At 71.5% G+C, this 15061-nt stretch carries 14 protein-coding genes; 12 read left to right on the top strand and 2 right to left on the bottom strand.

Annotation, left to right across the window (positions count from 1 at the left end; translation table 11 throughout):
- The first annotated feature begins 171 nt into the window (after positions 1-171).
- Both BUR99_RS12845 and BUR99_RS12840 read left to right on the top strand, forming a co-directional pair.
- Positions 172-522 carry a GntR family transcriptional regulator gene (locus tag BUR99_RS12845; RefSeq protein ID WP_074260742.1) on the top strand — a complete coding sequence of 117 codons (351 nt, stop codon included), beginning with the start codon at positions 172-174 and terminating at the stop codon, positions 520-522.
- Complete coding sequence (locus BUR99_RS12840; RefSeq protein WP_074260741.1) at positions 519-1535, top strand: DUF1648 domain-containing protein; 1017 nt, start codon at positions 519-521, stop codon at positions 1533-1535. The genes BUR99_RS12845 and BUR99_RS12840 overlap by 4 nt, the downstream gene beginning before the upstream one ends.
- Here BUR99_RS12840 and BUR99_RS12835 read toward each other — a convergent pair.
- Both BUR99_RS12835 and BUR99_RS12830 read right to left on the bottom strand, forming a co-directional pair.
- Positions 1498-2829 (bottom strand): MFS transporter, encoded by a 1332-nt coding sequence (locus tag BUR99_RS12835; RefSeq protein ID WP_074260740.1) that lies wholly within the window; start codon positions 2827-2829, stop codon positions 1498-1500. The two genes, BUR99_RS12840 and BUR99_RS12835, sit on opposite strands and share 38 nt — an antisense overlap.
- Positions 2822-3634 carry a M15 family metallopeptidase gene (locus tag BUR99_RS12830; protein WP_234980845.1) on the bottom strand — a complete coding sequence of 271 codons (813 nt, stop codon included), beginning with the start codon at positions 3632-3634 and terminating at the stop codon, positions 2822-2824. The genes BUR99_RS12835 and BUR99_RS12830 overlap by 8 nt, the downstream gene beginning before the upstream one ends.
- Before the next feature lie 231 nt (positions 3635-3865).
- On the opposite strand from BUR99_RS12830, the gene BUR99_RS12825 reads away from it, so the two are divergent.
- The 10 genes from BUR99_RS12825 to BUR99_RS20450 all read left to right on the top strand — a co-directional run bounded on the left by BUR99_RS12825 (position 3866) and on the right by BUR99_RS20450 (position 15060).
- Complete coding sequence (locus BUR99_RS12825) at positions 3866-5182, top strand: ABC transporter substrate-binding protein (protein ID WP_074261032.1); 1317 nt, start codon at positions 3866-3868, stop codon at positions 5180-5182.
- A 78-nt stretch (positions 5183-5260) separates the two neighbouring features.
- On the top strand, positions 5261-6412 hold the full coding sequence (locus tag BUR99_RS12820) for a carbohydrate ABC transporter permease (RefSeq protein ID WP_074260738.1): 1152 nt from the start codon (positions 5261-5263) through the stop codon (positions 6410-6412).
- Complete coding sequence (locus BUR99_RS12815; RefSeq protein ID WP_074260737.1) at positions 6409-7281, top strand: carbohydrate ABC transporter permease; 873 nt, start codon at positions 6409-6411, stop codon at positions 7279-7281. The genes BUR99_RS12820 and BUR99_RS12815 overlap by 4 nt, the downstream gene beginning before the upstream one ends.
- 2 nt (positions 7282-7283) lie before the next feature.
- The gene (locus BUR99_RS12810) at positions 7284-8735 is read left to right on the top strand and encodes a glycoside hydrolase family 1 protein (protein WP_143231626.1); all 1452 of its coding nucleotides are present in this window, start codon (positions 7284-7286) and stop codon (positions 8733-8735) included.
- Between the two features lie 25 nt (positions 8736-8760).
- Positions 8761-9780, top strand: a complete 1020-nt coding sequence (locus BUR99_RS12805) for a LacI family DNA-binding transcriptional regulator (protein ID WP_074260735.1) — start codon at positions 8761-8763, stop codon at positions 9778-9780.
- Positions 9781-10198: 418 nt separating this feature from the next.
- The gene (locus tag BUR99_RS12800; protein ID WP_074260734.1) at positions 10199-11332 is read left to right on the top strand and encodes a polyprenyl synthetase family protein; all 1134 of its coding nucleotides are present in this window, start codon (positions 10199-10201) and stop codon (positions 11330-11332) included.
- 38 nt (positions 11333-11370) lie between these two features.
- Positions 11371-12615, top strand: a complete 1245-nt coding sequence (locus tag BUR99_RS12795) for an inositol-3-phosphate synthase (protein ID WP_084183969.1) — start codon at positions 11371-11373, stop codon at positions 12613-12615.
- Entirely contained in the window at positions 12612-13568 is a 957-nt protein-coding gene (locus BUR99_RS12790; RefSeq protein ID WP_074260733.1) for an SCO3242 family prenyltransferase, read from the top strand. The genes BUR99_RS12795 and BUR99_RS12790 overlap by 4 nt, the downstream gene beginning before the upstream one ends.
- Positions 13565-14410 (top strand): sugar phosphate isomerase/epimerase family protein, encoded by an 846-nt coding sequence (locus tag BUR99_RS20455; protein ID WP_200802726.1) that lies wholly within the window; start codon positions 13565-13567, stop codon positions 14408-14410. Before BUR99_RS12790 ends, BUR99_RS20455 begins: the two co-directional genes overlap by 4 nt.
- The gene (locus tag BUR99_RS20450; protein WP_200802725.1) at positions 14407-15060 is read left to right on the top strand and encodes an EboA domain-containing protein; all 654 of its coding nucleotides are present in this window, start codon (positions 14407-14409) and stop codon (positions 15058-15060) included. The genes BUR99_RS20455 and BUR99_RS20450 overlap by 4 nt, the downstream gene beginning before the upstream one ends.
- The last annotated feature ends 1 nt before the right edge of the window (position 15061 follow it).

The following is a 15061-nucleotide window of genomic DNA, read 5'->3' as shown; positions in this document are numbered from 1 at the left end:
GTCCACAACCCCATCACGTGAATTTGTGAGGAAGCCTCTCAAACTCTGGGAAGCCGGTGAGAGCGCGCTCTCGCCCGGAAATCCGGGACTTCGACGTCGCGTTCCGCTCACGTTCGCAGCATCGGGCAAAACTATTCTAGTATTTATAGAACAGTTTGAAAGGTTGTGCCGATGCTGATCCGAGTCGACCCGACGAGCGGCACGCCGATCTTCGCCCAGATCGTCGCTTCCGTGCACGCCGACGCCGCGGCCGGGCGGCTCAATCCCGGCGACCGCCTGCCCTCGGCGCGCGACGTCGCCGGCGCGCTCGGCGTCAACCTGCACACGGTGCTGCGCGCCTACCAGGAGCTTCGCGACGAAGGGCTCGTCGACATGCGTCGCGGCCGAGGCGCCGTCGTCACCGAGGCGGTCGAACCCCTCGCGCACCTGCACCACGACATCGCCGCGCTCGTCGCGCGCGCCCGCACCCTCGGCCTCGCCGCCGACACCCTCGCCGCCCTCGTGAAGGAGACGTACCGATGACCGTGCCAGCCGCCGTCCGCACCGCCCGCCGCCGCTTCCTGCTGATCGGCTGCGCACTGCCTGCGGCCATCACCCTCGTCGCCGTCGGGCTCATGGTCGCCTGGCTCCCCGAGGTTCCGCCGACGGTCGCCACGCACTGGAGCGGCAGCGGTCCCGACGGGTTCGGCCCCGCGTGGTCGGTCCCGCTCGGCACGGCCGTGCTGGGGTTCGGCCTCGTCGCGCTCTTCACGGGCATCATGCTCGTCGGCACGCGTGACGGCAGATGGGGCCCGATGCTGCGACTGCTCGCCGCCCTCTCGATCGGCACCAACGTGCTGCTGGTCGTGGGCATCACCTGGTCGTTCGGACTGCAGCGCGGTCTCGCCGACCCGCTCGATGCGCCCGGCATCGGCCTGCCGCTCCTGGTGAGCACCCTGCTCGCCGTCGGCGCCGGGGTCGGCGGATGGTTCGCCCAGCCGAACGTCACGGCCGAGGGGCGCACGCCGGCGCGCACCGTCGAACCGCTCGACCTCGCCGCGGGCGAACGAGCGGTCTGGGTGCGGACCACGATGATGACCCGGGGCGGCATGGTCGCGATCATCGTGAGCATCATCGCCCTGGCGATCGGCACCGTCGTCGTCGCGGCCACCGGCTCGGCGGCCTGGTGGGTGATGCTCGGCGTCACCGTGCTGCTCGTGGTCCTCGCCGCGACGACGTTCGTGTTCCGGGTGCGCGTCGACGACCGCGGCCTCGTGGTCCGTTCACCGCTCGGCATCCCGCGCTTCGGCGTGCCGCTCGCCGAGGTCGAAGCGGTCGCCGTCACGAACGTCCACCCGACCGCCGAGTTCGGCGGCTGGGGCATCCGCCTCGCGCCCGACGGCGCGTTCGGCATCGTGCTCCGCGCCGGCGAGGCACTGCAGGTCACCCGCCGCAACGGGCGACGATTCGTCGTGACCGTCGATGACGCCGCCACCGCGGCCGCCCTGCTCGAGGCGCTCAGCGCGCGGGAGCGCGTCGACCCGCCTGCTCGCTGAGACCCGCGCGGCGAGCACGCACGCCGGCGACGACGAGCGGCACGAGCACGAGCAGCGCCACGACGTTCACTCCGGCGAAGCCCGCAGCCCCCAGCACGACGCCCGACAGGGCAGCGGATGCCGCGGCCGCGAGGTTCATCGCAGCATCCGTCGCGCCCTGCAACGGCACCCGGATCGACGGTTCGACCGACGTCGTGAGCAGCGTCGAGCCGCCGATGAGTCCGCACGACCAGCCGAGGCCGAGCAGGCCGAGCGCGAGCGGCACGAGCAGCATGTCGTCGGCGGGAGCCAGGATGCCGATGAGTGCCGCGGTCGTGAGGATGCCGACGCCGATCACGATCACCCGCGGCGAGCCGATGCGGTCGACGAGCCAGCCGACGAGGGGGCTGGCGCCGTACATGCCGATGATGTGGATGCTGATCACGACGCCGACGAGCGAGAGCGAGAGGCCGTGGGCGGTCATGTGCACCGGGGTCATCACCATGACGCCGACCATGACGGTGTGCGAGCACACGATGGCGAGGATCGCGAAGAGCGATCGCGGCTCGCGTACGGCGATGCGGAACGCGGCCCACGCCCCGATCGGCTCGGCCGCCGGCGCCGCTCCCCCGGCGTCGACGACGTGGTCGGGTGCGAGTTCATCGGCCTGCGTCGCGGCGACGTCGGGAGCGCTGCTCGCGGCATCCGTCGCCATCGTGCCCGGCTTCGGAAGCCGGAGCAGCGTGGCCACCAGCAGGGTCGAGAGCGCGAAGGCTACGCCCGAGAACAGGAACGGGCCGACGAGCGGCGGCAGCCCGAGCGCGATGCCCACGGCGTCACCGGTCGCGGAGAGGAGCGGGCCGGCGACCGAGCCGATCGTCGTCGCCCAGAGCACGATCGACATGGAGCGCGCCTCGAAGCCCGCTGCGGCCACCTCGGTCGCGGCGAAGCGGGCCTGGAGGCCGGCTGCGCTGCCCGCGCCGAACGCGGCCAGGCCGAGGAAGACGAGGGGCACCCAGCCGCTCGTCGCGGCGGCGATCACGAGCACGGCGCCCGTCGCGGCGAGCGCGTAGCCCGTCGCGAGGGCGACGTGTCGACCCGAGCGCACTGCGAGCCGCGCGAGCGGGATCGCCACGATCGCAGCGCCGAGCACGCTGGCCGACTGAGCGAGGCCCGCGAGGGCGACGACGCCGGTCAGCTCCTCGACGAGCAGCGCCGCGACGGCGATGCCGGAGGCCACGCCGACGCCGGCGAGCAGCTGGTTGACCACCAGCACCGTGAGGGCGAGGCCGCGATGCGGCACGCGCTCACTCATACTCGGGCGCTGCAGGCAGGCCGAAGAACTCCTCGAGGGTCGCGATGCCGGTCTCGTGCATCTCCGTCGAGAGCGGCACGCCGACGTAGCGGTAGTGCCACGGCTCGAACTCGTAGCCGGTCACGTCGGTCTTGCCGTCGGGGTAGCGCAGGATGAACCCGAACCGCCAGGCGTTGTCACGCAGCCAGATGCCCTCGTCGGTGTCGGCGAAGCAGGTCTCGAGCGAGCAGTCGCCGCTGTCGGCGCCGATGTCCATGACGAGCCCGGTCTGGTGCTCGCTGAACCCCGGACGCGCGGTCAGCAGGTCGTCGCCGTCGTAGATCTCCTCCTGCGACGAGTACGAGCGGAACGCACTGTTCGAGGCGAGCGTGAGGTCGGCCTCGTCGGAGGCCGCCTGGAACATCGCGACGATCGCGTCGGACGCCTCCTGGCGCATCTCGGGGTCCCACGTGTGCGGCACGTCGACCTCGACGAGGTCTTCGGGCTCGAAGTCCTGCGGGTTCATGGGGCGCAGCTTGTTGACGACGACCCAGATGCTGTTCGGGTCGTCGAGGGAGTGCGCGGTGCGGTCGAAGGTATCGACGGTCGCGGGCGGCGGCGCCTCACCGGGCACCGGGCGAGGGGTCGGCGTCTCGGTCGAAGCGGATGCCCCTGCGCCCCCCGATCCCGCTGCGGACCCGGCGGATACCGCGCCGATCACGACGACGGCGACGGCCACCAGGACCAGACTCAGGGAGCCGGCGATCGTGAGTCGTCGTCGCTGCACCGCCTCGTCGGAGGGCTCTGAACGTTGGCTCGATGACACCGTGCGAGTCTACGCCGGGCGTGCTGAGCGCTGACCGGCAGGCCGACCGACACCCGGCGACCGGGGTTCGGCCGCCCGCCGGAAACACTGGATGAGAGCGCTCTCTTGACAATTGCCCTCATGCTGCATAGAGTCACGTCTCGAATCGTGAGAGCGCTCTCACCATTCCCGACGAGAGCGCTCTCACGCACTGTGACACATTCCCGTCCACGCACACACAAAGGAGTGACCGTGAAGCTCTCACGCCACACGAAGGTTGCCGCAGCCGTAGCCGGCGCAGCGACCATCGCCCTCCTCGCCACCGCCTGTTCCTCAGGTGGCGGCGAAGGGAGCGACGAGAAGATCACGCTGACCGTCACGACGTTCGGCACCATGGGACTCGACGACCTCTACGAGCAGTACGAGGCCGACAACCCCGACATCACCATCGAGGCGACGAACATCGACACCGGTGGCAACGCGCTCACCGACTGGCAGACCAAGCAGGCCGCCGGCGCCGGGCTCCCCGACGTCCAGGCCGTCGAAGAGGGCTGGCTCAGCAAGGTCATGCAGGTGAGCGACTCGTTCACCGACCTCAGCGAGTACGGCGCCGAGGACACGGCCGACCAATGGGTCGACTGGAAGGTGAAGCAGGCCACCGACGCCGACGGCCGCATCATCGGGTACGGCACGGACATCGGCCCCGAGGGCCTCTGCTACAACGGCGCGCTGTTCGAGGCGGCCGGGCTTCCGAGCGACCGCGAATCCGTCGCAGCGCTCTTCGGCGGCGACGACGCCACCTGGGAGAAGTTCCTCGAGGTCGGCAACCAGTACAAGGCCGCCACCGGCAAGGCGTTCTACGACCAGTCCGGGTTCGTCTGGAACTCGATGGTGAACCAGCTCGACGAGGGCTACTACACGGCCGATGGCGAGCTCAACGTCGAGGGCAACGCCGACCTCGAAGCGCGCTGGGCCCTGCTCGCGCAGGGTGCGGCCGACGGCCTCTCCGCAAACCAGACCCAGTGGGACTGGGGCAAGGGCCAGGCCTTCGTCGACGGCTCGTTCGCGACCTTCGTCTGCCCCGGCTGGATGCTCGGCGTGGTCAAGGGCCAGGTCGAGGCCGGCGGTGGCGACGCCACCAGCGGCTGGGACTTCGCCGACGTCTTCCCCGGCGGCGCGGCCAACTGGGGCGGCTCGTTCCTGACCGTCCCGACCACTTCGAAGCACCCGAAGGAGGCAGCCGCACTCGCCGCGTACCTGACGGACGCGCAGTCGCAGGTCACCGCCTTCCAGGCCGCGGGCGCCTTCCCGAGCAACGTCGAGGCGCAGGGCGATGCCGGCGTCACCGGTGAGAGCGACCTCACGGCGTTCTTCAACGACGCGCCGATCGGCGAGATCCTCGCCGCGCGCGCCGAGGGCGTCGTCGCCCAGTACAAGGGCCCCGACGACTCGGTGATCCAGGAGCAGGTCTTCGGTCCCTCGGTGCAGGAGCTCGACTCCGGCAAGGCCGACGGCCCGACCGCGTGGAACCACGCGATCGACCTGCTGCACGAGCTCGTCTCCGAGTAACCCACTCGATCCGACGACCGGGTCCGGCGGATCCCGCCGGGCCCGGTCCCCGAACACCCCACCACGACAGGCGAGCAGATGACCTCGACACTCACCCCATCGGCGGAACCGCGGCCGGCCGCCTCGCCGACTCCCCCCGCGCAACCGGACACCGGCCGCTCCGAGTTCCGGCGCAAGCTGTCGCGCTTCGACGTGAAGTACTCCCCGTACTTCTACGTGGCGCCGTTCTTCATCCTCTTCGGCCTCGTCGGACTCTTCCCGCTCGTCTACACCTTCGTGGTGTCGCTGAACGACTGGAACCTGCTCACGGGCCCCGGCGACTGGGTCGGCTTCGAGAACTTCGCCACCGAGCTGGCCAGCCCCCTGTTCTGGAACTCGCTCTTCAACACCTTCAGCATCTTCCTGCTGTCGGCGGTTCCGCAGCTCGTCGCCGCGGTCGTCATCGCGGCCGTGCTCGACCAGAACCTCCGCGCGAAGACCTTCTGGCGCCTGTCGGTCATCCTGCCGTACATCGTGACCCCGGTCGCGGTGACCCTGATCTTCAGCAACGTCTTCGGCGAGCAGTACGGCCTCGTCAACAACATCCTCACGACGCTCGGCCTCGACCCCGTGATGTGGAAGACGGAGACGTTCCCGTCGCACGTCGCGATCGCCACGATGGTCAACTGGCGCTGGACCGGCTACAACGCGCTCATCCTGCTCGCCGCCATGCAGGCGGTGCCGCGGGACGTGCACGAATCGGCCGCCCTCGACGGGGCGGGCGCCGTGCGCCGCTTCTTCGCGATCACGATCCCGAGCATCCGCCCGACACTCGTCTTCGTGATCATCACCGCCACCATCGGCGGCCTCCAGATCTTCACCGAGCCGAAGCTCTTCAACGCGGCGAGCTCCGTTCCCGGCGGTCCGCAGCGGCAGTACCAGACCACGGTGCTCTACCTCTGGGACCTGGCCTTCAACCGCCAGGAGTTCGGCCGCGCCTCGGCCGTCGCCTGGATGCTGTTCGTGATCATCGTCGCCTTCGGCCTGCTGAACTTCTGGTTCTCGCGCCGCATCGCCTCGAGCGAGGCGCGGGTCTCGAAGCGACGCACACGACGACGCCTCGAGGGATATCGCGCCGTCCCCGGCGCCGTCCCAGGCTCCGGTGCCGCGCTCCCCGAGCCCACCGACCCGGCCGACCGACTCGACCCCGATCCGACCGCCGCACCGTACGACGAGGAGCCCCGCGCATGACCGCCACCACGATCGGAGCCCCCCGGCGCAGTCGCCGAGGACGCGGCATGGGCCTCGAACGTCGCCCCGGCCTCCTCGCCTACCTCCTGATCCTCGCGATCTTCCTCGGCGGCGCCTACCCGCTGTGGTGGTCGTTCATCATCGGGTCGAGCGACAAGTCCGCACTCTCGAGCACGTGGCCCCCGCTCCTGCCCGGCGGGCAGTTCTGGACCAACGTCGCGGAGGTCATCGACACCGTGCCGTTCTGGCTGGCGCTCGGCAACAGCATCATCGTCTCGACGGTGATCTCGGTCTCCGTCATCACGTTCTCGACGCTCGCCGGGTACGCCTTCGCGAAGCTCCGCTTCCGCGGCCGCGAAGGCCTCCTCGTCTTCGTGATCGCGACGCTCGCCGTCCCGACCCAGCTCGGCATCATCCCCCTCTTCATGCTCATGAAGCAGTTCGGCTGGACCGGCACGCTCGGCGCGGTGATCGTGCCGACGCTCGTGACCGCCTTCGGCGTGTTCTTCATGCGGCAGTACCTCGTCGATGTCATCCCCGACGAGCTCATCGAGGCGGCCCGCGTCGACGGCGCGAGCATGATCTCGACGTTCTGGCACGTCGGCGTGCCCGCGGCACGCCCGGCGATGGCGATCCTCGGCCTCTTCACCTTCATGACGGCGTGGACCGACTACCTCTGGCCGCTGCTCGTCGTGCCGCAGAATCCGACCCTGCAGGTGGCGCTCAGCCAGCTGCAGTCCGCGAAGTACGTCGACTACTCGGTCGTGCTCGCCGGCGCGGTGCTCGCGACGCTGCCGTTGCTCATCCTGTTCGTCATCGCGGGCAAGCAACTCATCTCGGGAATCATGCAAGGAGCTGTGAAGGGTTGAACGTGAATCACGCGTCGTTCCGACGGAACTGGCCGGCCGGCTTCATCTGGGGCTCGGCGACCGCCGCGGCGCAGATCGAAGGCGCCGCGCACGAGGGCGGCAAGGAGGATTCCATCTGGGACGCGTTCGCCCGCGTGCCCGGTGCGATCGCCGGCGGCGACACCCCCGACCGGGCGGTCGACCACTACCACCGCATGCCCGAGGACGTGGCGCTCATGCGCTCGCTCGGCCTCGACTCCTACCGGTTCTCGACGAGCTGGGCGCGCGTCGTGCCCGGCGGCCGCACGGTCAACCAGGAGGGCCTCGACTTCTACTCGCGGCTCGTCGACGAACTGCTCGGCGCAGGCATCCTGCCCTGGCTCACGCTCTACCACTGGGACCTGCCCCAGGCACTCCAGGAGCAGGGCGGCTGGGCGAGCCGCGACACCTCCTTCCGCTTCGCGGAGTACGCCGAGGCCGTGTACGAGTCGCTCGGCGACCGCGTCACGCACTGGACGACGTTCAACGAACCGCTCTGCTCGTCGCTCATCGGCTACGTCGGCGGCGAGCACGCGCCCGGCCTGAACGACCCCGAGGCGGGCCTGGCCGCCGTGCATCACCAGCACCTCGCGCACGGCCTCGCCGTCGAGCGGCTCAGGGGCCTCGCGGATGCCGCGGGGCGCGACATCCGGCTCGGCATCACGCTGAACCTCACGAACGCGGTGCCGAACGATCCGGCCGACCCCGTCGATCTCGAGGCCGCCCGGCGCATCGACGCCCTCTGGAACCGGATGTACCTCGAGCCCCTGCTGCTCGGCGCGTACCCGAGCGACCTGCTCGCCGACGTGCGCGAGTTCGGGCTCGACTCGCGCGTGCTCCCCGGCGACCTGCAGCAGATCTCGCAGCCGATCGACTTCCTCGGCGTGAACCACTACCACGACGACAACGTCTCGGGGCATCCGCTGCCCGCCGACGCCGAACCGTCGCTCCGACCGACCGATCGGCCCGGCCGCTCGCCGTTCCCGGGCAGCGAGCACGTCTCGATGCCGTCTCGCGACCTGCCGCGCACGGCCATGGACTGGGAGGTCAACCCCTCTGGCCTCACCCGGCTGCTCGTGCGGCTGGGGGCGGAGTACCCGAACCTGCCGCCGCTGTACGTGACGGAGAACGGTGCGGCCTACGACGACGACGTCTCGGACGACGGTGCCGTGCACGACGTGGAGCGCACCGAGTACGTGCTCGACCACGTCGACGCCATCGCGGAGGCGATCGAGCAGGGCGCCGACGTGCGCGGCTACTTCGTCTGGTCGCTGCTCGACAACTTCGAGTGGGCGTGGGGCTACGAGAAGCGGTTCGGCATCGTGCGGGTCGACTACGACACGTTCGAGCGCACGCCGAAGGACAGCGCGCACGCGTTCGCGGCACTGATCGCGCGGGCGAAGAGGCAGCTCGCCGCGACCACTATCGTGGGGTGAACCGGAGCACGGGAAGGGGCCCACGATGACGGGGAGCACACCGGCCGGCCACGCGCCGACCCTCGAGATGGTCGCGGCCCGCGCCGGCGTCTCCCGCGCAACGGTCTCCCGGGTCGTCAACGGATCGCCGAAGGTGAGTCCCGAGGTCACCGAGGTCGTGCAGGCGGCGATCACTGCGCTGAACTACGTGCCGAACCGGGCCGCCCGCTCGCTCGCGAGCCGGCGCACCCAGGCCATCGCGCTCATCGTGCCCGAGTCGGCGGCCCGCGTCTTCGACGACCCCTTCTTCGCCTCGATCGTGCAGGGCGCCGCGCTCGCGCTCGCCGGCACCGAGTACACGTTGAACATGCTCATCGAGTCGGAGCTCGACCCCGACAAGACCCGGCGCTACCTGCTCGGCGGCAACGTCGACGGTGCGCTCGTCGTCTCGCATCACACGGGCGACCACTCCTTCGCGCACCTCTCGCGCTCGCTGCCGCTCGTGTTCGGCGGGCGCCCGCTCGGCCCCGAGGAGTCGAGCGGGTACACCGTCGACGTCGACAACGAGCACGGCGCAGAGGCCGCGGCGCAGCACCTCATCGACACGGGGCGCACCCGGCTCGCGACGATCGCCGGCCCGCAGGACATGCCGCCCGGGGTCGATCGCCTGCACGGCTTCACCTCGGTCGTCGGCCGAGCCGGGCTCGCCGACGACCTCGTCGACTTCGGCGACTTCACGGCGGCCTCGGGTGCTGCCGCCATGCGCCGGCTGCTCGAGCGTGCACCCGAGCTCGACGGCGTGTTCGCCGCCAACGACCAGATGGCGATGGGCGCCCTCTCCGCGCTCGCGGACGCCGGGCGCTCGGTGCCGGGCGACGTCGCCGTGGTCGGCTTCGACGACGACCGCTACGCGGCCACCGCGATGCCGCCGCTCACGACCGTGCGGCAGCCGTCTTCCGAGATGGGCGCCGAGATGGCGCGCAAGCTCGTGCGTCTCATCGCCGGCGAAGACGTGGAGTCGGCGACGATCCTGCCGACCGAGCTCGTGGTGCGCCAGTCGGGCTGAGTCCCGAGGTATCCGCGCGTCACGCCGACCACGTCGGGCGCAGCCCCCAACCGTTCGCCCAGGCCGACCACCAGCCGTCGGAGCGGACGGGCTTCGTGTTGTCCGCCCACTGCAACGGCACTCGGCGGGTGACGCCCATCTCTGCAGAGTCCCGGCTTCGACGGATGCCGCGACGAGCTCGGCTTCGATGATCTCGTCGGCCGGCCTCGTTCGTGCACCCCTCCTTCGGGTGGCTTTCGCGGTCGCCGTCAAAAGTTTTGTCGATTGACGACCAACTTCTGCGCCACTTATGCTGAGCTTCAGTAACCAACTGAGCGTATTTGCCACTTTTGTCGACATAATCCCCGACGAGATGACCAAAAGCCTCGCCCGCGAGGAACGCGCCACCCGCCCTGTCAATGTCGACGGAGGAGCAGCAATGAAGCCGACCCCGGCGATCGCGAACGCGCTCGACTCGGCTCGCGCCGGTGCGGTACTCGAGGCCGAGGCGCTGCCGCTGGCACTGCTTGTGGATGAGTTCGCACGCCGAGCACCCGCGATCACCGCGTCCCACTGGGATCGCGTGCAGGCGCGGTGCGCTGCCTCCGGCCCCGCTCCGGCCGAGCTCATCGCCGAGGCGCGCGCGTCCGACGGCGGCAAGCACACGCGGCCCCGACTCGTCGCAGCGGCGTTCTTCGGCATGGGCGGCACCGACACCGCGCTCCTCGCCGAGGTCGCCGGGGCCCAGCAACTGCTGCACCTCGGCCTCTGCATGCACGACGACATCATCGACGGCGACCGGGTGCGACACGGCCGGCCCAACATCGTCGCCCGCTACACCGCCGCCGGGCTGCTCGAGGGGCTCACCGAGACCGCTGCCGAGCGTCAGGCGATGACCGCCGCGCTCCTCGCCGGCGATCTCGCGATCAACGCCGCGATGCTCGCGCTCCTCGAAGCGCCGGCGCCCGCTGCGGTGCAGCGACGGCTCGCTGCCGAGGCATCCGCTGCGCTCGAGACCACCATCGCGGGCGAGTTCCTCGACGTGCGGTCCGAACTGCTGCGTCCCGATGCATCCGAGCCGCTGCTCGTCGCCGAACTGAAGACCGCGGCCTACAGCGTGGTGCTCCCCCTGCGCCTCGGCGCCGTCGCGAGCGACGCGGCCACCCACGCCGAACTCGAGTGCCTGCAGCAGGTCGGCATCGCGTTCGGCATCGCCTACCAACTCGCCGACGACGAGCTCGGCCTCTTCGGGGCGGCTGAAGCGACCGGCAAGTCGGTGCTCTCGGACGTGCAGCAGGGCAAGCGCACCGAGCATGTGCGCCTCGCCTACCACCGGGCCGACCCCGCGGGCCGTGCGCTGCTCGACGCCATCCTCGGCGACCCTGCCGCGACCGAGGCGGATGCCGCCGCGATCCGCGACTTCGTGACCCGCACCGGAGCACGGGCCGCCGTCGCGCGCGCGATCGACGAGCACGTCGCTCGCGGCATCCGTCTCGCCGAAGCCGGACTGCCCGATCGACTCGCCGCCTACCTCACCGATCTCGCGCACTCCCTGCGGGGGCGCACGAGTTGAACGACCCCACACCGAACGACACGACACGGAGGAACGACATGACCCAGCACGAGACATCCACTGCGGCAATCGACCCCGGCACCTGGCACGAGGGCCGGGTCGGCCTCTGGCTGATCGGTGCGCGCGGATCGATCGGCACCGTGGTGTCCGTCGGCCTGCATGCGATGCTCGCCGAGCTCGCACCGCCGACCGGCTGCACGACCGCGAGCGAGGCGTTCGCCGGCGTGCCGTTGCCGGCCTTCGCCGACCTGGTCGTCGGCGGGCACGACGTCAGCACGACGCCACTCCGGCAGCGGGCGCACGAGCTCGTCGAGTCCGGGATGCTCGCCCACCGCTTCGTCGCAACGGCCGACGACGCGCTCGCTCGCACCGACGCGGAGATCCGCCCCGGGTACGACCCCACGACCCACCTGGGCTCGCAGGCCGACGCGGTCCGGCGCATGGCCGCCGACATCACGGCGTTCCGTGAAGGGCACGGACTCACCCACGTCGTGGTCATCGACATCTCCTCGACCGAGCCGATCCTCGAGGACCACGTGGAGTTCCACGACGCCGACCTGCTCACGGCGGCCCTCGAAGACCCCGACCGGGCCCTGCTGCCCCCGAGCTCGATCGCCGCGCTCGCCGCCATCGAGTCCGACAGCGCCTACGCCTGCTTCACCCCGTCGGCCGGTCTCGGCCTGCCGACGCTTCGCGCCCTCGCCACCGAGCGCGGCATCCCCTACGCCGGCCAGGACGGCAAGACCGGCGAGACACTGCTCCGCACCGCGCTCGCGCCGATGTTCATGGCGCGCAGCATGCGCGTGCTCTCGTGGGCCGGCACCAACATCCTCGGCGGCGGCGACGGCGCGACCCTCGCCGACCCCGAGGCCGTGCGCAGCAAGCTGGCGACGAAGACCCGCGGTCTCGTGAGCCTCGTCGGCGACCATGTCGTGGCCCCCCTGCACATCGACAACGTGCCCGATCTCGGCGACGTGAAGACCGCATGGGACCACATCCACGCCGAGGGCTTCCTCTCGTCGCGCATCACCACGCAGACCATCTGGTCCGCGTACGACTCGATGCTCGCGGCGCCGCTCATCCTCGACATCGCCCGCCTCCTGGCGCTCGCCGCAGCCGACGGCCAGCGCGGAGTCGTGCCGGAGTTCGGCTTCTTCTTCAAGGACCCGTGGGGCAGCGACGTGCACGACTTCTCGCAGCAGACGGTCGCCCTCCGCGACTGGGCGCACGCCACCGGCGCGCGGGTGCACGCCGCAGCGCAGACCGCGGTGACGCCGGCATGACCTCCCCCGCCGACATCCTCGACCTCGTCCGCGCGCCGGCCGCGCTGACGGTGATCGGCGACACGTTGGCGGGCGGGCACGCCGGTGGCGCCCGCTTCACGGGTCGTCAGTGGCTGCTGCCCGCGGCATCCGTGCTGCTCTACAGCGGCGGCATGGCGCTGAACGACTACGCCGATCGGCAGCTCGACGCCGAGGAACGGCCCGAGCGGCCCATCCCCTCGGGCCGGGTGTCGGCGGGCGACGCACTGGCGGTCGTGAGCGGATGCTTCGCGGCGGGCCTCGCCCTCGCGGCCGCGGGCGGCGGGCGCCGGGGCCTCGGCGTCGCGGTGCCGCTCGTCGGCGCGATCGTGCTCTACAACACCGTGGCGAAGTCGACGCCGCTCGGGCCCGTGTCGATGGCCGCGTGCCGCGGGCTCGACGTCATGATGGGCGCCGGCGGGGCACGACGTGCGCTTCCCGCCGCCGCGACCGTCGCGCTGCACACGGCCGGCGTCACGCTGCACTCGCGCGGCGAGGTGCACGGCGGAACGGTCGGCGTCGCCGGCGCGACGCTCGCGATCACCGCGGCGAGCGCGGTGGCGGCCGCAGCGGGCGACCGGGGAGCCTTCGCCGCACGCTCCGCAGCGAACGGCGTCAGCACGGCCGGCCCGGTCGGCGCGGTCGGCACGGCCGGCACGCGGTCGACCGCGTGGCGGATCGGCGCCACGCTCGCGACCATCGCGGCGACGGCCTCCTACCTCGCCGCGACGCTGCCGACGCAGCTGCGCACCCTCGACGACCCGTCGGCCGGCAACGTCCGCACCGCCACGCGGGCGGGCATCGGCGCGATGATCCCGCTGCAGACCACGCTCGTCGCCCGCACCGGGGCGCTCGGATCGGCGGCGCTGCTCACGGGCGTCGACCTCGCGCGCCGAGCGATCTCGGCGCGGCGCAAGCGGGGCGATGTGACGTGACCCCCGGTTTCAGCATCGGCTACGGCACGAACGGTTTCGCCGACCACACCCTCGACGACACGATCAGGGTGCTCGAGGCCGAGGGGTACGGAGCGCTCGCGCTGACCCTCGGGCACCCGCACCTCGACCCGTTCGCCGACGACGCGTTCGAGCGCGCCGCACGGCTTCGCGGGCGCCTCGACGAACTCGGCTGGCCGGTCGTCGTCGAGACGGGCAGCCGGTACCTGCTCGACCCTTTCGTGAAGCATCGCCCGACGCTCGTCGATCGGGAGGCCGAGCCGCGACTGCGCTTCCTCGGCCGCGCCATCGAACTCGCCGCGGTGCTCCGCGCCGACTGCGTCTCGCTCTGGTCCGGCGTCGTGCCGGGCGACATGGCCCCCGACGAGGCCTGGACGATGCTCGTCGAACGCATGCGCGAGGTCGTCGACCTCGCCGACGCCGCCGGCGTGCGGCTCGGCTTCGAGCCCGAACCCGGCATGCTCGTCGAGAACGTCGCCGACGCCCTGCGCCTCCGTGACGAGCTCGGCGGCCCCGAGGCCTTCGGCATCACCGTCGACCTCGGCCACTGCGTCGCGGTCGAGCCCGATGGCGTCGTCGGCGCACTCCGCGCCGCGGGCGGGCTGCTCGTGAACGTGCAGGTCGACGACATGATGCCCGGCGTGCACGAGCACCTCGAACTCGGGCATGGGCGACTCGACCTCGTCACCGCCCTGGCCACGCTCGAGGAGCTCGGCTACCGGGGCGTGGCGGCCATCGAGCTGCCCAGGCACTCGCACGATGCGCCGGGCGCCGCAGCCCGCGGCATCCGTGCCATTCACGAAGCGATGGAGGAGGAACGATGACCCATCCGTGGACGATCGCGGCGGTCGACGAGGTGACGGCCGACCCGCAGCGCATCTCGGTGCTCTTCCCGGCGGCCGGGCGCTCGGTGGGGCGCGACCCCGTCGATCCCGAGCACGACCCGCTCGGGCTCGTGCACGGCACCGGCGACGACCGGGCCCGTGCGGCGCTCGTGCTGGCGCTCATCTCGGCCGTCGACGACGAGGCCGCCGCCGGCGCCATCGCCGAGCTCTACCGCTACGGCGACGACGCCGAACGGCGCGGCGTGCTGTGCGGGCTGAACGCCGCGTCGTCTCGTGTCGAACCGAGCGTCGCGCCGCCGAGCCCCGCGCCGCCGACCGGCACGGCGGTCGTCGCGGCGGGGCGCGAACTCGTCGCCGACGCACTGCGCACGAACGACCCGCGTCTCGTCGCCGCCGCCCTCGGCGACTTCGCCGCCCGTGAGCTCGACCAGCACGGCTGGCGGCACGGGGTGCTGAAGGCGCTGTTCATGGGCATCCCCCTCGAGGCCGTCGTCGGCATCGACGAGCGCGGCGACGCCGAGCTCTCGCGCATGGCCGCCGCCCTCATCGCCGAACGCCTCGCTGCCGGCCGCGACATCAGCGCCGACATGACCCGACTCGCCACGATCCAGACCACGCCGGGAGGCTGAC

It is taken from the genome of Agromyces cerinus subsp. cerinus, assembly GCF_900142065.1.
Taxonomy (GTDB): domain Bacteria; phylum Actinomycetota; class Actinomycetes; order Actinomycetales; family Microbacteriaceae; genus Agromyces; species Agromyces cerinus.
The sequence above is the reverse complement of the archived record's forward strand: the minus strand, read 5'-3'. Positions and strand labels throughout refer to the sequence as shown.